Origin of the sequence: Acinetobacter sp. 16 (assembly GCF_033439925.1) — a bacterium.
Lineage (GTDB): Bacteria > Pseudomonadota > Gammaproteobacteria > Pseudomonadales > Moraxellaceae > Acinetobacter > Acinetobacter junii.
In genome coordinates, this window is record NZ_CP137746.1 from 3,270,047 (window position 1) to 3,288,684 (window position 18,638).

At 39.1% G+C, this 18,638-nt stretch carries 19 protein-coding genes; 7 read left to right on the top strand and 12 right to left on the bottom strand.

The features are described 5' to 3' along the window. Positions 1-4: 4 nt before the first annotated feature. Together R2H34_RS15860 and pyrE are read right to left on the bottom strand one after the other, a co-directional pair. Positions 5-1,243 carry an AAA family ATPase gene (locus R2H34_RS15860; protein WP_004964960.1) on the bottom strand — a complete coding sequence of 413 codons (1,239 nt, stop codon included), beginning with the start codon at positions 1,241-1,243 and terminating at the stop codon, positions 5-7. A gap of 344 nt (positions 1,244-1,587) precedes the next feature. Beyond that, complete coding sequence (pyrE, locus tag R2H34_RS15865) at positions 1,588-2,238, bottom strand: orotate phosphoribosyltransferase (protein ID WP_004964964.1); 651 nt, start codon at positions 2,236-2,238, stop codon at positions 1,588-1,590. 39 nt (positions 2,239-2,277) lie between these two features. Here pyrE and R2H34_RS15870 point away from each other — a divergent pair, with 39 nt between their 5' ends. Beyond that, positions 2,278-3,102 carry an exodeoxyribonuclease III gene (locus R2H34_RS15870; RefSeq protein WP_004964967.1) on the top strand — a complete coding sequence of 275 codons (825 nt, stop codon included), beginning with the start codon at positions 2,278-2,280 and terminating at the stop codon, positions 3,100-3,102. A gap of 438 nt (positions 3,103-3,540) precedes the next feature. After that, positions 3,541-3,891, top strand: a complete 351-nt coding sequence (locus tag R2H34_RS15875; RefSeq protein WP_087539932.1) for an arsenate reductase — start codon at positions 3,541-3,543, stop codon at positions 3,889-3,891. Between the two features lie 60 nt (positions 3,892-3,951). On the opposite strand, the gene R2H34_RS15880 is transcribed toward R2H34_RS15875, so the two are convergent. Beyond that, a complete protein-coding gene (locus R2H34_RS15880; RefSeq protein WP_004909965.1) occupies positions 3,952-4,389 on the bottom strand; it encodes a DUF2147 domain-containing protein in 438 nt (145 codons plus the stop codon). A 187-nt stretch (positions 4,390-4,576) separates the two neighbouring features. On the opposite strand from R2H34_RS15880, the gene R2H34_RS15885 reads away from it, so the two are divergent. Further along, entirely contained in the window at positions 4,577-5,488 is a 912-nt protein-coding gene (locus R2H34_RS15885; protein WP_004909966.1) for an alpha/beta hydrolase, read from the top strand. 284 nt (positions 5,489-5,772) lie between these two features. Further along, positions 5,773-6,954 carry a GGDEF domain-containing protein gene (locus R2H34_RS15890; protein ID WP_087539930.1) on the top strand — a complete coding sequence of 394 codons (1,182 nt, stop codon included), beginning with the start codon at positions 5,773-5,775 and terminating at the stop codon, positions 6,952-6,954. Positions 6,955-6,991: 37 nt separating this feature from the next. On the opposite strand, the gene R2H34_RS15895 is transcribed toward R2H34_RS15890, so the two are convergent. From R2H34_RS15895 to R2H34_RS15915, 5 genes are all read right to left on the bottom strand, one after another. Continuing rightward, positions 6,992-7,690, bottom strand: coding sequence for a glutathione S-transferase family protein (locus R2H34_RS15895; protein ID WP_087539929.1), 699 nt, complete (start codon positions 7,688-7,690; stop codon positions 6,992-6,994). Next, positions 7,687-9,531, bottom strand: coding sequence for a protein-disulfide reductase DsbD (gene dsbD, locus R2H34_RS15900; protein ID WP_039047787.1), 1,845 nt, complete (start codon positions 9,529-9,531; stop codon positions 7,687-7,689). The genes R2H34_RS15895 and dsbD overlap by 4 nt, the downstream gene beginning before the upstream one ends. Before the next feature lie 76 nt (positions 9,532-9,607). Next, on the bottom strand, positions 9,608-10,375 hold the full coding sequence (locus tag R2H34_RS15905; protein ID WP_004951237.1) for a transporter: 768 nt from the start codon (positions 10,373-10,375) through the stop codon (positions 9,608-9,610). 31 nt (positions 10,376-10,406) lie between these two features. Beyond that, on the bottom strand, positions 10,407-10,952 hold the full coding sequence (locus tag R2H34_RS15910; RefSeq protein WP_004909975.1) for an ankyrin repeat domain-containing protein: 546 nt from the start codon (positions 10,950-10,952) through the stop codon (positions 10,407-10,409). Between the two features lie 140 nt (positions 10,953-11,092). Next, positions 11,093-11,467 (bottom strand): HPF/RaiA family ribosome-associated protein, encoded by a 375-nt coding sequence (locus R2H34_RS15915; RefSeq protein WP_004909977.1) that lies wholly within the window; start codon positions 11,465-11,467, stop codon positions 11,093-11,095. Positions 11,468-11,840: 373 nt separating this feature from the next. Between R2H34_RS15915 and R2H34_RS15920 the strand changes: the two genes are divergently transcribed. The 3 genes from R2H34_RS15920 (at position 11,841) to R2H34_RS15930 (ending at position 14,035) form a co-directional block, all read left to right on the top strand. Further along, positions 11,841-12,578, top strand: coding sequence for an outer membrane protein OmpK (locus R2H34_RS15920; protein ID WP_087539927.1), 738 nt, complete (start codon positions 11,841-11,843; stop codon positions 12,576-12,578). Positions 12,579-12,671: 93 nt separating this feature from the next. After that, positions 12,672-13,220, top strand: coding sequence for a GNAT family N-acetyltransferase (locus R2H34_RS15925; protein ID WP_087539926.1), 549 nt, complete (start codon positions 12,672-12,674; stop codon positions 13,218-13,220). Positions 13,221-13,297: 77 nt separating this feature from the next. Further along, positions 13,298-14,035, top strand: coding sequence for a hypothetical protein (locus R2H34_RS15930; RefSeq protein ID WP_004909982.1), 738 nt, complete (start codon positions 13,298-13,300; stop codon positions 14,033-14,035). 296 nt (positions 14,036-14,331) lie between these two features. Here the strand turns inward: R2H34_RS15930 and urtE are convergent, their stop codons facing one another. Genes urtE through urtB form a run of 4 tightly spaced genes read right to left on the bottom strand, consistent with a single transcriptional unit; the run spans position 14,332 to position 18,565 of the window. Beyond that, positions 14,332-15,030, bottom strand: a complete 699-nt coding sequence (gene urtE, locus R2H34_RS15935) for an urea ABC transporter ATP-binding subunit UrtE (protein WP_087539924.1) — start codon at positions 15,028-15,030, stop codon at positions 14,332-14,334. A 9-nt stretch (positions 15,031-15,039) separates the two neighbouring features. Continuing rightward, positions 15,040-15,867, bottom strand: coding sequence for an urea ABC transporter ATP-binding protein UrtD (urtD, locus tag R2H34_RS15940; protein WP_087539922.1), 828 nt, complete (start codon positions 15,865-15,867; stop codon positions 15,040-15,042). Next, positions 15,868-16,938, bottom strand: coding sequence for an urea ABC transporter permease subunit UrtC (urtC, locus tag R2H34_RS15945; RefSeq protein WP_087539921.1), 1,071 nt, complete (start codon positions 16,936-16,938; stop codon positions 15,868-15,870). It lies immediately after the preceding gene. Positions 16,939-16,942: 4 nt separating this feature from the next. Then, positions 16,943-18,565, bottom strand: a complete 1,623-nt coding sequence (urtB, locus tag R2H34_RS15950) for an urea ABC transporter permease subunit UrtB (protein ID WP_318342349.1) — start codon at positions 18,563-18,565, stop codon at positions 16,943-16,945. Between the last annotated feature and the right edge of the window lie 73 nt (positions 18,566-18,638).

Here is an 18,638-nt window from a genome sequence, read left to right on the forward strand (position 1 = left end):
ACAATTATTTTAAAAATGGTGTTGCACCATACCTTCCTGATAAATAACGTAACTCCCAGTTTTCGCGATCATTTCTTGGGTTAAATTCTAATAAAGAATAAAGAGATGAAGCTTGATCGTTATCTTTTTCTACAAAGTAGATTTGATCTTTTCTTAAGAAATCAGGATCAATTAAGTGAGTGTCGTGAGTGACACAAATCATTTGGTTATCATTCTCATGAAAAGTTTTTAAAAAATTTCTTACAAGAAGAGGGTGTAATGCAGAACTAAGTTCATCTACGTAAAATGTCTTAGTGGGTTCTTCTGAATTTTTTACAACAAGTGGAGATAAAGCAAATAATTTATGAGTGCCATTAGACTCTAATCCAAATTCGAAAGGTACTAAATCACCATCAATGTCCTTATGGACAGTTTGGATATCATAAACCATCTCATCTTTGAAATTACTCATAATTTTCTCCTTCATTTCTGGAGGAATATTTTTATCACTTTTAAGAATTTTTTCAGCTAATGATGAGGGATCAACATTAACATTAACAATGTCTATATCCTGTTTACTAATAAAATTTAGAAACTGGTTTTTGAAAGTATCATCACTATAGATTTTTTTTGCAGCGTCTTCTAATGAAGTTTGCTCTACAAGTACTTGATCAAACCAATCATAAATTGGTTTTAAAAACTTACTATTATCTTGAACTGCTTTTGATAAAAATAAAACATTTTCGGAAGTTCTGATTGCGATATCTTCATAAATTCTTTTAGGTTTTAAATCATCACCAAAGCTATAAAAATATTCTTTTGTATCGTCTAATTGTCGTGTAAAAATATTCTTTTTGTATTTCTTTGGATAATAAGAAAGATGCTCAAAATAGACTCTCTGTGAATCTAGTTCAATCAAGTAATTATATCTGATGCCATTACATAAAAAATTAAGCTCAAAAGTAGAAGGAGTAATACGACTTTCTTTATCTAACTTGAATGGCAAAATTTTAGTTTCATCATTTGGTGAATGACTAACAGAATTTACAACTAATTTTTTTAAACGATGTAGAGCTGATAAAAAATTAGATTTTCCTGACGCATTAGGGCCATAGATGACCGCCACTTTTAAAAGTTTAAGATCCTTAATAGGTGTATCTAATAAGTGGTTACTATGGGCTAAATTCTTATTGTCAGCAATAAAACTTAATGTTTGTTGTTCTCTAAAAGATAGAAAATTTTCTACTGTGAAGTCAATAATCATATATAAAACCTAATTTCTATGGACATTTTATCCATAAAATGGATTATTCATTATAAATTTTACTATATCAAATCTATTTGAGAATGAAAGACAAAATTAATCTTTCTTTTTAGAGATTATTTATTAATTTTTCTAAAATTAACATAATACACCTTATGCGAAATACTTGAGATTTTAACATAAATATCAATATCTTAAATTAGGTCGTTCTAGGGTTCAGCATACTGAAACGGCTTTTATATGATTTTTCACGTTCCACGCTTATTTTTCAATCATTATTTCCAATAATTGATGAATTAAACTCAATAAAAAGGAAGCATCAGCTTCCTTTCTCTATCTAAAACTTAGATGCCATATTTTTCACGATAAGCCTGCATATTTGCCAATGCTTCTTTCTCGCCTTTGGCATCCAAATAATCCATCAAATCTTTCATTGTGATTAAAGCATGCACTGGGATTTCGAGTTCTTTTTGTACTTCCTGAATCGCAGAAAGTTCACCTTGACCACGTTCTTGACGATCTAATGCAACCAATACCCCCGCAATCGTTGCACCAGCATTTTTTAAGATAGTCACAACTTCACGAATCGCAGTCCCCGCAGTGATCACATCATCAATGATCCAGACTTTTTGACCTGCAACCGATGCACCAACCAACACACCACCTTCACCATGATCTTTAGCTTCTTTACGGTTAAAACCCCAAGGAACGCTCTTGCCATGTATTTGAGACAAGGCCACCGCAGTTGCTGCTACAAAAGGAATACCTTTGTACGCAGGACCAAAAATCAAACCGACATTGTCACACTGAACCAATTTATCTGCATAGCCTTGTGCTAAAAGAGAGAGTGCTTCACCATCATTTAACAAACCTGCGTTAAAGAAATAAGGACTGACACGACCTGATTTTAAGGTAAACTCACCAAATTTAAGCACACCACGTGATAATGCGAGTTCAATAAAAGCTTGCGGATTAAATGACACAGGCGTTGTCATAAGGTGCTCCAAATTCATCAATTGAGGTTAAACATACGCATGATACCAAAGGATAGCTATCCAAGTGATGTAAAAATTCTTCGAGTCGTCTCAATTAACGTAAATGGGCTACGTTCATCAGTAACCAAAGGTCTACTCGAATGGTTAGAACAGTCCGATGCGGATGTCGTATGTATGCAAGAAAGCCGCATCACCCATGAACAATGGACTGATAAATTCAAACCTGAGGGTTGGTATACGCACTTATTTCCAGCTGAACGTGCAGGCTATGCAGGTACAGCAATTTATAGTCGTTTGCCATTTATTACGGTGAAAAATGGACTTGGCTTTGAACTTGCTGACTCGCAAGGGCGTTTTATCACGGCGGAGTTTGATTTAGGACTGTCACATCCTGTTCATATTGCTTCTCTATACTTACCATCAGGTTCAAGTGGTGAAGATGCACAAGCACGTAAAGATTTATTTTTACTAGAATACGCCAAGATTTTAAAACAATGGCGAGATGAAAATAAATCGATCATCGTCTGTGGTGACTATAATATCGTGCATAAACGTATTGATATTAAAAACTGGTCAGGCAATCAAAAATCATCAGGCTGCTTACCACATGAACGAGCATGGCTTGATCACATTTATGATGATTTGGGCTATGTGGATACTTTCCGTGAAGTCCGCCAAGAAGCAGAATTATATTCATGGTGGTCAAATCGCGGTCAAGCCCGTGCGAAAAATGTCGGTTGGCGCATCGACTATCAAGCTTGCTCTCCAGACTGGAAAGCACGTACAACCAATGCATGGGTCTATAAAGAACAATGGTTTAGCGACCATGCCCCTGTGATCATCGACTACAAAATAAACGAATAAGTGAACAAGTGTTCACTTTGACCGCTTCTTTAGCTTACATACCGTGTCGTTTTTTGTGTATTTTTATTTATCCCCTGTAACGGCATTATAGCACCACGGCACAGGGAAGCGGTCAGGATGACCAGAAGGGATAGGACGCCGTAGGAAGATAAAATAAACTTAGTTTAAGTTTATTTGCAAGGATGAGACATTGGACGTTGAAATGAGACCCGCATGATCAGGATGATTAGATGCGGGTTTTCTCTTTTTTAGATATTCGATTTTTTTCTTGACGCTGTCTTTAGCTTTTATGCTCAATATATAAGAACAATTTAATCAATCGCCCATCTTTTAAAAAACGCTCAATCAACTTTATAAACAATATCGATTGGCAACTGAGTCAGTTTTTACGTTAGGCTTTCGAATAAATCTTTTCATCAATCTATATGGTTTTTCAGTATGTTTAAAATTTACGGTATTAAAAATTGCAATTCAATGAAAAAAGCTTTCGATGCTTTAACTGCCAAAGGAATTGCTTACGAATTTCATGATTATAAAAAACAAGGTATTGATGCTGAAACTTTAACAGTCTGGCTGAAAGAGATTGGCGCAGACAAAGTATTAAATAAAAAAGGCACCACATGGCGCAAACTCAGCGAAGCGGAACAAAATCATGCGACTAGTAACGAATCAAATCTGATTGAAACATTGATCGCACAACCGAGCTTGATTAAACGCCCAGTTTTACAAACTCCTCAAGGTTATGTGATCGGTTTTGATGAAGCGGCTTATGAAAATTTATCGGCTTAAAATAAGCAAACAATAAAAAACCGAGTGGATTTACACTCGGTTTTTTATATCGAATTCGGTTTAGTTGGTACGAATCCAAGTTTGGTTACGACCTAATGCTGCAACGCCGATGTAGCCACGTAATTTAAGCTTTTTACCACCATCGATGATTTCAGCTTTCAATTTATAAGTTTTACCATTTTTAGGATCAATGATAGAACCGCCATCATAATTTGTACCGCCTGCATTTTTAAGACCGTGAACAATTGTCACGCCTTTCAGCGGTTTATTTTTAAAAGTACCTTCACATTTAGTGCAGGCATTTTCCTGACCAGCCACTAAATATTTTTGAATTGATGCATTGAGCGTGCCGTCTTTTTGCTCTGTAAACTTCACAATCGCTTTAGGTTGTTTAGTTTCATCATCAATGGTTTGCCATACTGAGCCATTTAATGCATCTGCAGCATTGGCAAAAGTTGTTAAACCGAGCAATCCAAATGCTAAAGCAATTTTCTTCATTTTTGTAATATCCTTAAGGGGTCTTTTCAAGATTAAGAGTATTGAGTATTTCTATCAATATTGCAATTCTTGATTATGACTATTGGGTATAGCCTGACCAACAACAAAACATTGCAGTAATGACAGCGCAAGGCACACGAGTCAAAATTCTCTTAGTTATATACTGACCTAACAATATGGAAAAATTATGAAATTTGGTACTGTTTGGAAATATTATTTTACTGAATCGTTACTAAAAGCGACTATTCGCACACCCAGTCAGTTTAATTTAGCACCGAATGCGTTACGACCTGTTTTAGATCAACTTTGTCGCTTGTTTCCTCAGAATCCAACAGTACAAATTCGACCACTACGTTTGGCGGGTGTTCGCGGTGAAGAAATCAAAGCTCAAGCTTCTGCAACCCAACTGATCTTTCATATTCATGGGGGTGCCTTTTTCTTAGGTAGCCTAAACACACATCGTGCGTTAATGACTGACATCTCAGCTCGTACTCAAATGCAGGTGATCCATGTAGATTATCCACTCGCACCTGAACATCCATTTCCAGAGGCGATAGATGCAATTTTTGATGTATACCAAGCACTACTGGTACAAGGAATTAAACCCAAAGATATTATTGTCTCTGGCGACTCGTGTGGGGCTAACCTTGCATTGGCGCTTTGCTTACGCTTGAAGCAACAACCTGAACTGATGCCAAGTGGTATGATTTTAATGTCACCATATTTAGATCTGACACTCACTAGTGAATCATTACGTTTCAATCAGAAGCATGATGCTTTACTTTCGATTGAAGCATTACAAGCAGGAATCAATCATTATTTGAAAGATGGGATTCAAGCGGATGATCCTCGGGTATCTCCTTTATTTGATGATCTAAAAGGTTTACCGCCAACGTTGGTTCAAGTCGGCTCTAAGGAAATCCTATTGGATGATTCAAAACGCTTTAGAGAAAAGGCGGAAAAAGCCAATGTCAAAGTGAACTTCAAACTTTACACAGGTATGTGGCATAACTTCCAAATGTTTAATGCATGGTTCCCTGAAGCGAAACAAGCACTAGCGGATATTGCTGAGTTTGCTCATTCCTTAGATCGAAATTAACTCATTTTCTCCAAATGAAAAAAATGGTCAGCAATGGCTGACCATTGTCACTCTTAATTTATTTTTGTCATAATAGTTAAAATTTGATCGATTATTTAGATAACCAAGTCTTTTTCCAAAAAATTTTCCCTTGCGATTTAACATTAAAAACCGAGAGCTAGACTTTTTTCTCAATCTAAAGATGCTATTGTAATTTCAATAATCGTTTTTCAATTTTTTTGATCACAAATTTACACTTATAACCGTTCTTAGGAATCTCATTGCATAAAGGATGCATGTCAATCATGAAGGTTCACTTTAAGAGTTTAGCAAAACGTGAAAAATGGAATTTCTCACAACTTTGGGAGCATGAACCGCTTATCAATTGGGACATGCTGAAAAAAAGTATTTTGTTGCTAATACTCACTGCACTGATGAGCTTGTTTGGAATTTTGTGGGACAGTTTTGTCTTGCTGAATCCTAGTACATGGCAATGGGTGAATTTACCACTCGTTCGCTCAAAACTACTCACCAACTTGATCATGCTGATCGTTTTTCTCAGCTTGATTATTGCTTGTTATTTTTACAAAGATCGAGTGTGGGTTCAGGAAATTATTCCTATTTTGAGTGTACAGATTGTTACGGTATTGCTTTGCCATACAGGCTATCTGATCGGCAGTTTTAGCCCTGCGACCATGGTGACATACGCTAGTGTAGTCGGTGTCGGTCTCATCTTGTTTGATCGTCGTATGATCTACTGCGCATTGATTCCCGCGACTATTGCTCTGCTCTTTTGTAATTTCCTCAGTATGTATGGCATCCTTCAGTATGCGCCAATATTTAATCCTGAGATCTTAAATCAAGCGGAAATGCACCCTTTCTGGGTTGGCAGTATGTTCTTCTTCCTGCTCCCAATTCTATTGGCTTGTTTGTATTTGTTTGAAATTTTACTGCAACAATGGCGTACTCGTGAAACTGCCATTCAAGCTCTGAGCCGCCTCGATCCTTTAACCAATGTCATGAATCGTAGAAGCATTAGTAATCAGCTAGAGAAGCTCAATCAACAAGCCGATCAGTTGTATTCTGTGATTTTGCTCGACCTTGATCATTTCAAAAATATTAATGATCACTTTGGACATAGTTTAGGGGACGAAGTATTAGTAAATGTCGCGAAATGCTTAACTGAAAATCTACGTGATCAAGACATGATTGGTCGCTTTGGGGGCGAGGAATTTATTATTTTGCTTCCCAACACCAGTACAACACAAGCAAAAAGTATTGCTGAACGTTGTCGAATTGCGATTTCACAATTAAGTTTTATTTCTGAAGATCATCAAGAATTTTCGGTTAGTGCTAGTTTTGGAATTAGCAGCTCACAAAATGCCAGTGAGTCACACTTAATTATTAGTCAAGCTGACAAAGCATTGTATGCAGTCAAAGCAAATGGGCGCAACCAAGTCAAAGTATTTAGTGAGCTGGTGGGTTGATCAATAAAAGAGGGAAATTCCCTCTTTTACTTTTTGTCTATTTCTTTAAATATTCATCTCGAGTCTGACGATATGGCTCATCAAATGGTACAAACATTTGCTCTTGTTTTGCTTCCGTAATCCACTGTTGAACCGATGGTAAAGACAAAATCTTGTCTATATAGCTTTTGCCTGATGCTGAAATAGGTAGGTCAAAACATTCAAAACGCATTACCACTGGTGCATAAAATGCATCGGCAATACTAAACTCACCACACAAAAACTGATCTTCGCTTGGTCGCTCTGACCAAATTTGATCAATACGTGCGACTTCATTACGCAGTTGCTCATGCTCAGCCCAAAGCTGTTTTCCTATATGTGATAAATCCGCTTCAACATTCATCGGACAAAGATTGCGTAAATTCTGAAAACCACTATGCATTTCTGCACTAATACAACGTGCGCGGGCACGTAACTTTTTATCTTGAGGTAATAAATTTTTATCAGGATGTTGTTCAGCAATATATTCTGCAATCGCTAGACTATCCCAAACAATAATATCCTCATCAACTAAAGCAGGTACTTTTCCTGTTGGATTAAGTTTTAAAATTTCAGTTTTAAACTGGCTATCTGGCTCAAAACTATCAAACTGAATCCAATGTTCTTGAAATGCAATACCCGCCTGTTTTAACAAAATCCACGGACGCATCGACCATGTGGAGTAATTTTTATTTCCGATGAACAGTTGATAACTCATAATGATTTCTCTTTTAATGCAGCGAGTTGTTGTATTAGTTCAGATTTCTGGAATGCACCCGTCAAACGTAAAGCACGTATTTCTTTCTTTTGTTGATCTAAGAATAAATAAGTTGGCGGACCTAATATGTCCCATTGATTGAGTAAGTTCTGATGCGATAGATCATACTGACTGAGGTCAAGCTTGATCAAATAATAAGGAGCCAAAGCATTTTGGACCTCTGAGTCTTTTAAAATCCGATGCTCAATCGGTTGGCATGCTACACACCAGTCTGCATACACATCAACCACGATCATTTGATCTTTCGGCGCAGTTGCAAGAAGTTGTTCAAACTCATCTGCTGTTCGTGCAATATGCCAAGTAGCAAGTTGATCAGCTTGTTGCGTTGTCAAATTCTGTACATGCTGATATTGATTAAATGCCAAAAAAGGAACAACAACCAATAACAATAATGCGTATAGCCATTTTAATTGGCTCGTCTTCACAAAGAGTCGATACGCTGCAAAAACAATAAATCCAAGACCTAATAATAGACTGAGAATCTGCATCGCCAATTCAGGCAAAAGTGGTCGAATAAAATACAAACTGAGCGCTAACATCAAAAAGGCAAAAATCACCTTGATTTGATGCATCCATTCTCCCGCTTTAGGAAGTGCTTTTGCACCAAGTACACTCGCCAAAAGCAAAGGTATACCCATCCCAAATCCGAGCGTAAACAAGAGTAATGCACCTTGCCATTGACTTTGGGTCTGTGAAATAAACAGTAGCGTTCCAGCAAGTGGAGCAGTCATACATGGACCAACCAACAAAGCTGAAATCATCCCCATCACACTTGCGCCAATTAAGGTGCCACCTTGTTGCACCGATTGCATTCGATCAAGATGATTGACCCATTTTTGTGGTAGTTTAATTTCAAATAAACCAAATAAATTGAGTGCGAAAACCACAAACAATAAACTAAAGGCAATTAATGTTGCTGGCTGTTGAAGCCACCGTTGAAAGTTCAACCCTGCAGCTGATGCGATTAATCCCAGTACCGCATATACCATCGCCATGCTGATCACAAAGGTCAATGCAATCATCCATGCTTTAACACCTTTATGTTCACGCACGATCAATGATGTCAAAATAGGCAACATCGGCAATGAACATGGCGTGAATGCCAGTAAAATCCCTAATCCTAAGAATAAAGCCAAACTATAAGCTAAAGAATGTTGTTCTAATGTGCTCGACCATTTCTGATCTTGGGCCATAACAGTATTGTTGCTGTCTACCGTTGATTGGTCTTGTGGCGTTTCACTTAATACTGCGTTATTTGTATTCGCTGCCTGAGCAGATCGAGCAACATCTAAAAAACGCTTTTGAGAGTTTGCAGTGGTATTTTGCATACTCACCAAACCATCAATATCGGTTTGAAAGTCAATCGTTTGAGGTGGGTAACAAATTCGATCTTTGGCACAACCCTGCCATGTGACACGGTAGTGCTGCGATGCTAGTGTCGGAATATTGAATTCAACTTGCTGATAATAAACTTGGCTATGACCATAGTTTTCATCATATTGCTCAACGGCTTTGGGCAAATCCAACGCAACAGCTTGATTGCCTTGCTGAACTTCAAATTTATGTTGATATAAATAATAGTTTGGCTGAATTTCCCAACGTAATCGTGCTTGATCGGTTTGTGTCGATTCAACTGAAAATGTAAATGCCTCTTCAGGGCTTAGTAATGGTGCTGCTGAATTTTCTTGGGCGTAGGTTAAAGACCCACATAACAGCAATAATGTACCCAAAAAGTATTGGATCAGCGAGACACTAGCCTCACCCCGAACATTCATTTTCATATCATCTCTCTATGTTCTCTCAAATGCCCGATTTCTTGAATGGCAGTTCAACATAGAGCATTTGAGAGATCATCTATCAGAATAAAACGGATACGCCTAAACCACCGTTATAACTTCGCACATCACCATCTAAATCAACACCCACACTTGCATCAAGCTGTGCACGATCATTGATGGCATAAACCAGTCCAGTCCCTAAACCATATTGATAGTCTTGGCTCTCTGCTTTGCGATAAATAAACTCAGAATATCCTGATAATTTACCTGCAATTTTATAATCAATGGTTGGAATCGCTGTCACTGCCCAATTACTATTTTGTGCTTCATAGCGCATGGTAATTGACGTACCGATTAAATCACTGAACTCATAGGCAACAGCTGAAGTTAAGCTATAAATATCATCATGTGCTGTGAATTCATCATTACCCGTTGCAATAATCGCTTCAGCTAACACCGCCATCGATAAACGATCATCTTTCAGATCAATCGCTTTCTTTAAACCAATACTGACATCGCCTAAACCATCAGTTTCAGTTTTAAATCCAGCTCGCTTGTGTTGTTGCCATACTGGACCTTGCCAACCCAATTGCAGTTCTAGACCATTTGCTAAACCTGTACGCAACAACATATCGCCATTTAGGGTTAAAGTTTTATCTTTTACACCTTCAATATTTTGTTCTTGGTAACTTACTGTTGGTAAGCCCTGTTCCCAAGCAAGTTGACCAACAGGTGTAATCCCTGTTCCGATCCCTGCACCAGGACGATCAAATGAAAATTCTGCCGCAAAAGTCGTGCTTGCTAGCATTGACGCAGCCACAAAAGTTAAAGCATTAAGCTTCTTCATGATGAACCCCTTTTCCTTGTTTTCGCTAAACTTATGCTGTTAGCTCTTTTGACATTTTAGCGCCATGCTGACGCAATAATTCGAGTGTCTCGCGCTCTTCTTTCAGCGATTCTGACCAATCAATTTCATCAAAATCACAATCAAAGAATAATTGGCTAATCGAAGATAAAATCGTTAGTCCTTCTTCATCACGTGTATTTGGATCAACTTTTTCGTCTAGTAAACGCTGTACCACAGGGACACATGCCGAGCTTGCAGCATCCCAAAGCGGACCATAAAATTCTTCAGCATCCCACAAATGTAGATTTGCTTTGGCTTGAATTAATGCGTCTAAAATAGCAAGATAAACGTGAAGTTCTTGTTGTTTTTCATCTTCACTTAATGGCTTGCCAGCTTCATAAGCCTCACAAATTTTTTCCCACCACGCAAACAAACCATCACAAAGAACTGAAACAGGTGGTCCTTGTTCTGGATCAATAAAGTTTGGGTCAAGTCCTTCAGCAAGTAATGCTTGCACTTGGTCTAAATCGAGTTGCTGTATGGCTTGCACCAAGGCCTGTTGCTGATTGCTTAACATGACCAATTCTCACAAAGTATTTAATTCGCCTATTATGCCGAATATCCCATCGGGATTTTATAAAACGACCTAAAAATCATGTATAAATTTGATACAGGCATAAAAAAAGCCCAATACTGGGCTTTTTTTAAACGCGCTCACTACGCCTCATCATCTACTTTTATATCATCATCGACATCAACATATTCTGGTAAAGCTCCACGATGGTGGTCTTTTTTCTCATATAAATGTTCCAAACTACGTTGTAATTTATCAATTGCACCATGGATAGATGCATCGATATTTGCAGCTTTGTGTGTCACAGCTACAGGTTTCATACCTGCTGGACGGGCTTCGATCATACAGCGTTTGTCATGATCTCCCGTTTTTTCCCCATTTTCATCACTAATATGAACCGAAAAATGTGTAATACGTTCGCTATAACGTTGAAATTCTTGTTTAAGCTCTGCACGGATATAACTAATTAAACGTTCGCTACCATGGATGTTTTTATCTGTACGGATTTCAATATTCATAAATATCTTCCTCTCTTCTATATTGAGACGGTTCTACGAAGCTTTTTATTCAGCACACTTTGAGCATGCATTCATTCAGTGCAGTTGTATATTCTGATTATGTAAATGCTTGTCGTCTCCTTGCTTCACATCAGTTGTGTTTCAGTTATTTAGAAGATCTTCTATAATTCCAATATCTGTCTTTCATCAGAAATATGCAAGCTGATTTTTGACATTTTTATTAAAACTTGATCAAAAAGATTCTCTTACCGAATCTTATCTTTAGCAGAGCTTTTACCGTATACAATTCTTTTGAGCATTTGGTCAAATTTGGCTTTATTTTTGCTTCATAACTTGTATGCTTTACACGCCTTTTGTGGGGGAGATTTTTTAAATGCAATTGAAGCAACTTGCGGCTACATCTTTATTGTTATCTACAGCAGTTTTCGCTCAAGCGAAACCAATTTGGCAGGATTTCAGCCTAACGGGTTTATACGGCGAAAACTACGAAGTGGTTGATGAAAAACAAACAACTTTAACAGTTGAATATGCGGCAAAAGTAAAATATGCCGATGTGTTCTTCTTTATGGATCGTATGCGTGGTAGCGACGATCATAAAAGCACTTATTTCGAGCTTTCTCCACGCTTGAGCTTGGGTGAGGTTTCAGGTCAGAAACTTGCTTTCGGCCCAGTCAAAGATGTGTTGATCTCAACAACATGGGAAAGCAATAGTGCCAATGGCAATAACTTTGACAACTTCTTGTACGGTGTAGGCTTTGATTTAGCAATTCCATATTTCCAATATGCGAATGTAAACTTCTACCGTGCCAATAATGAAAAAACCGCTGATGACTATCAAATGACGATTGCCTATGCAGTGCCATTTAAAGTATCAACTGAAGATTTCTTGGTCGATGGTTTCCTTGACTGGTCAAGTGCTGCCCACGATGGTAAGGAGCGTCATGAAAGTGAACTCAACTGGACCACACAATATAAGTGGAATGTTGGCAAACATATTTCACCTGAAACACGCTTATATTTAGGTGTAGAACACTCTGTTTGGAATAACAAGTTTGGTATGAAAAACCGCGATGAAAACAATGTCAGCGCCTTGGTTAAATACCACTTCTAAACAGTCAATCAATTGAAAAACAGCAAGCTTAGTCTTGCTGTTTTTTTTGCAATCAGGCATATTCAGAATATATGAACTTTCATTAATTCATCCATGCCATTCAAACTTAAGCTTGCAGCGCGTTCTTTGCATTCACCTTATCAAATTCGTTTTGCCACACTAAATGATTTGGAACAGATTCTTACGATTTATAATCATGAAATCCTGACAGGTACAGCCAACTGGAATGATCAAGCTGTTGCTTTAGAACAATATCAACAACGTTTTCAAGACATGCAACAGCAGCAATTCCCAATGATTGTGGTTGAAGACCAACACCATAATAAAGTTACTGGCTATGCCTACTATGCTGCATTTCGTAGTATCAGCGGCTATCGTCAGAGTATCGAACATTCTGTTTTTGTTGATCCGAATTATGCTCGTCAGGGTTTAGGTAAAGCCCTCATGCAACAACTGATTCATCTTGCGACTCAACAGCATATGCATGTCATGGTGGCTGCGATTGATAGCGAAAATACGGGTTCAATCGTATTACATCAACAACTTGGTTTTATTCAAACTGGCTATATGCCACAAGTGGGACAAAAGTTTGACAAATGGCGTGATTTAGTTTTGATGCAGCTACAATTGAGTCGTTCATAAACAGAACAATTTCATCTCTACTATGCATATGTAGTTGGTTAGAATAAAAACATCTCATTTACAAAATAATTTAAAACATGAAAATTTCACAACTCGCTTTAATCATTACATGTGCTTCAGCAACAACCGTTAGTTTTGCAGAAACGTCTTTTGAGCAAGAATTACAGCAAGGCTGTGCCAAAGTAAAACAATACGCTCTAAATGGGAAAAAGCTCTACGACCAAAAGCAATATGCCAAAGCAGTGAAACAATTTGAAGATCAAGCCGCCTGGGCACATTTCTGCCAAATGAATGCTGAAGAAAGCGGTATTAAAGTGACTGATCGAGAGATTGAAATAGCCAATAATAATGTCGGGTTGAGTTATGCAAAATTAGGTAAACCACAATGGGCAAGGGTATGGTTTTTAAGAGATGAAGATTCAAAAATCAGTCTATACAATTTAAAACAGCTTCCTAAACCGCAGATCACGAAAGACCTACAAGGCACTTATGTCCGAGCCAATGGTTTCGGACAATGGGATTACATCACGGTCAAGAAACAACAAAATAAATATCTAATTAATTTTGAAGGTTATTATTTTGGCATTCGTGGTCTTATTTATGGTCCCAATTTAGGTGAATTTGATACCACAATGCCGATCACTGCAAAGCAAGCCAACTATCATTATGAGGACTGCCAGATTAAGCTTCAATTTACGAATGATACAAATAATGGTCAAAAAATTGAGGTGAAACAAAATAGTGGCGAGTCTGGATGTGGTTTTGGGCATAACGTCTATGCGGGCGGCACGTTCTATAAGGTTGAAGGTAAATAAATGATCTTTACCCTCAAACTCAACAAAAAATTTAAGAAAACTTATGAGTCTCGGAAACGTCATTCACAACCTGCGTAATCTTTGAAAGATATTGTTTCTGCGAAACAATAGAAAAAATCCAAGAATTGAACAGGTTTTGTGAATGACAATGCCTTTGGTTACTTTGGGCAAAACCAAAGTAACTCCAGCGGAAGGCGTATTTAAAAATTAGAAGACTACTAGGTATGACTCCGAAAGATAATCATTTTTTTAATATCTAGTTTCTAAATAGTAAAATGAGATATATAGGGTCGATACTAAATCGCCACCAATTCCCGAATCCCCTTTTCCGGCATTTCTGCACCTTGCCCGTTTGCAATCACTTGACCACGCGCCATCACCGTATAGTTATCTGCCAGTTCTTCAGCAAAATCGTAAAACTGCTCCACCAAAACGATCGCCATTTCACCCTGATCTGCCAATTTACGAATCACCCGCCCAATATCTTTGATGATCGAGGGCTGAATCCCCTCAGTCGGTTCATCCAAAATCAAGACTCTTGGCTCCGAAGCCAACGCTCTCGCAATCGCGAGCTGTTGCTGTTGACCACCTGACAAATCTCCACCACGGCGATGCTTCATTTCATCCAAGACAGGAAAAATTTCGTAGAGATGACTCGGTACTTTTCGAGTTTTCGCACCTGAAAATTTCGCCATACCAATTAAGATATTTTCCTCTACGGTTAAAGTTGAAAAAATATCTCGTCCTTGCGGCACGTAAGCCAATCCTGCACGTACTCGTTGCTCAGGGGACATTTTGGCAATATCTTTGCCATCTAGCAAAATCTGTCCTGATTTAATCGGGAGAATCCCCATCAAGCATTTCAGCAACGTGGTTTTACCAACGCCATTCCGTCCTAGAACAACACTGCATTCCCCTACAGGCGCTTGAAAAGACACGTCACGCAGAATATGACTACCACCATAAAACTGGTTAATTTCTTTCACTTCTAACATGGCAGTCTCCTAGCGTCCCAAATACTTTTCAATCACATCTTCATTGGCTTGTACCTCTGCCAATGTGCCCTCTGCCAAAATTGCGCCTTGCGCCAATACCGTAACTTTCTCGCTGATGGTGTCAATAAAGCTCATGTCGTGCTCCACGACCACCAGCGTATGATTTTTTTTCAATTCCAAACACAATTCAGCAGTGCGTTCTGTTTCCGCATCAGTCATACCCGCCACAGGCTCATCCAATAAAATCAGCTTCGGACGTTGCATCAACAACATGCCGATTTCTAACCACTGCTTTTGACCATGCGATAATAATCCTGCGGGCTTTTTCACAAACTCCTTTAAGCGAATTTGCTCCAAACTTTCATCCAGTGCTAACTGCGCTTGTGGATCAAGTCTGTTAAATAAGCTTTTTTTCACTCGCTTATCACGGGGTGCAGCGAGTAGTAAATTTTCCATGACTGTGAAATTTTCAAATACCGTTGGTTTCTGAAATTTGCGCCCAATCCCAGCTTCCGCAATTTCCTCTGTGCCCATTTTGGCAAGATCATAGTTTTGTCCAAAAAAAGCAGTGCCCGTGGTTGGACGCGTTTTACCTGTAATCACATCCATTAGTGTGGTTTTCCCCGCACCATTTGGTCCAATGATGCAGCGCAATTCACCTTCAGCGATGTACAGTGATAAATCATTGAGAGCGCGAAACGAATCAAACCACACACTGACTTTTTCCAAATACAAGGCAATCCCATGACTAAAATCTGCGCCCTCAGTTTTGGCACGTCCATAACCCTCGCCGAGTTGACCGCCATGTTGAGCTGAGTCTAGGAATAAATCACTCATTTAATTGCTCTCCTTTTTAAAACGGTCAAATAATCCAATCACACCTTTCGGTAAGAAAATCGTCACCACGATAAATAAAGCGCCTAAGATCAATAACCATGCTTCTGGTGCTGCTACTGTAAAATAAGTCTTCACAGCATTGATTAAACCTGCACCAAGAATCGGTCCAATCAAGGTGCCACGCCCCCCTGCTGCAACCCACACTGCCATTTCAATCGAATTGACTGGATTCATTTCACTTGGGTTAATGATACCGACCTGTGGCACATACAACGCCCCTGCGATACCTGCGATCACAGCCGACAATACCCATGCTGAAAGCTTGTACCACAACGTGCGATAACCCAAATATTGCAAACGGTTTTCGCTGTCACGAATCGCGCCAAGCACTCGGCCATAAGGACGATTCATCAGTTGACGTAAGCCGATAAAGCACAGCATCAAAACCAAAGCGGTGACAAAACATAAACTGGCACGCATTGGCGCAGAAGTGATATCAAAACCGAGTAAGGTTTTAAAACCCGTAAAGCCATTGTTACCACCAAAACCCGTCTCATTGCGGAAGAACAAGAGTGCCGCTGCAAAGGTCATGGCTTGGGTAATAATTGAGAAATACACACCCTTGATTTTTGAGCGAAAAGCAAAGAAACCAAAAATAAACGCAACTAAGGCAGGCACAGATAAAACCAAGATCATCGCCCAAGCAAAGTGCTCTGTGCCCATCCAATACCAAGGGAGTTCTGTCCAACTGAGGAAGCGCATGAAATCAGGTAAGCCATCACCTGCTGATTCGCGCATCAAGTACATGCCAAAGGCGTAACCACCGAGGGCGAAATACAAACCGTGCCCCAAGCTTAAAATCCCTGCATAGCCCCACACTAAATCCAGTGCCAATGCGACCAAAGCCAAGCACATGATTTTGCCAATTAACGTAATCCAATACGCTGACAGATAAAATGCCGAATCAGGGGATAACAGATGTAACCAAGGTAAGCTCAATAACACGGCAAAACAAATGGCAATCGCAATTGCACTATACGGTTTATCTGCAAATAAAGAAGTGATTTTCATTGGCTTACTCCACGAAACGACCTTTGATGGCAAACAAACCTTGTGGACGCTTTTGGATAAACAAAATCACAAGAACCAAGAGAATAATTTTTGCTAAAACTGCACCTAGACCAATCTCTAGAACTGTACCGCTAATCCCTAGACCTAAGGCTGCAAGTACCGCACCCCACACTTGCCCCACACCACCGACGACAACAACAAGGAAAGCATCAATAATGTAGTTTTGTCCGAGGTCAGGCCCGACATTCCCTACTTGTGCTAGCGCGCAACCTGCCAATCCAGCTAAGCCAGAACCTAAGCCAAATGCCATCATGTCGATACGTGCAGAACGAATGCCCACGGCACGCGCCATTTGACGGTTTTGTGTCACAGCACGAACAAATAATCCAAAACGGGTTTTGTTTAATAAGAAAACTAGAAGCAGTAAGACCGCCACAGTAAAACCAATAATCGCAATACGGTTATATGGCAACATCAGGCTTGGCGTCAGGGCAATACCACCACTGAGCCATGCGACATTCGACACTTCAACGTTCTGTGCACCAAAGATCATGCGAACCGATTGCATCAAGATTAAGCTCACACCAAAGGTTGCCAATAATGTTTCTAGTTGGCGACCATACAACGGGCGAATCACCGTGCGTTCAATCAACATGCCAATCAGTGCACTCACCAGAAATGCAGCAGGAATCGCTGCCAATAAATACCAATCAACCAAGCCTGCAAAGTGCGTTTTAAAAAAACTTTGAATGACGTAAGTGGTATAAGCACCGATCATGATGAGTTCACCATGTGCCATATTGATGACACCAAGCAAACCATAGGTGATTGCAAGACCAAGCGCTGCTAAAAGTAAAATACTAGCGGTACTGAGACCTGAAAATACATGCCCTGACCATTCACTGATTTGAATGCGCGTTTTAATTTTATTTTGTGCTTCAAGCAAAGCTGCTTTTAATGCGGGATTATTTTGTGGCTGTTCTATGCTTTGGTTGATCAACGCCAATACATCGGGACGATTCGAATCCGCCAAAACTTTTACTGCTTCGATCTTGGTAAACTCATCTGAGCTATTAAAATCTAAACGTGCTTTCAGTTGTGCCAAACGTGCTTTAACCGCTTCACTTTTTTCATTGAGATAGAGTTGCTTAACTGTAGCAACATCGAGCTCATCTAAATTATTTTCTAAAATGTCCACCGCAGCTAAACGTTGTGCTGCATCGTCAGAATTCAATTTAACTTTGGCTTGTCCAAAGTTCAGTGCCTTACGTAAAGTATTGACCAGCGTCACTTGAGATAAATCTGAGGGCCAAGTGTCGATGGCTTGCAATTGCGGATAACTTAATAATTTTTCATCGTTTTTTAAAATGTAAGTATGACCTGAACTATCGGTATATAACTCATTTTGATCAATATACGCGACCAATTGATCCAGTTGTTCAATACTGGCTGGCCATTGATTCAACATGGCACGGCGAGTAGCAAAGTCAGATTTAACAAAAGTTTGGATGGCATCCTGAGAAGTTGTAGACGTCACGGTTGTTGGTGAGGTAACTTCTGCCCATGCAGGATTAAACATGATCTGTGCCATGATGCAGAGCATTGCCAAAACATAGTGTTTCGCCATAAGACTCCCCTTATATTTTCTATTTAAACCAATCAACAAGAAATAAAACTAAGAAAAACCTGCTGCCGAAACA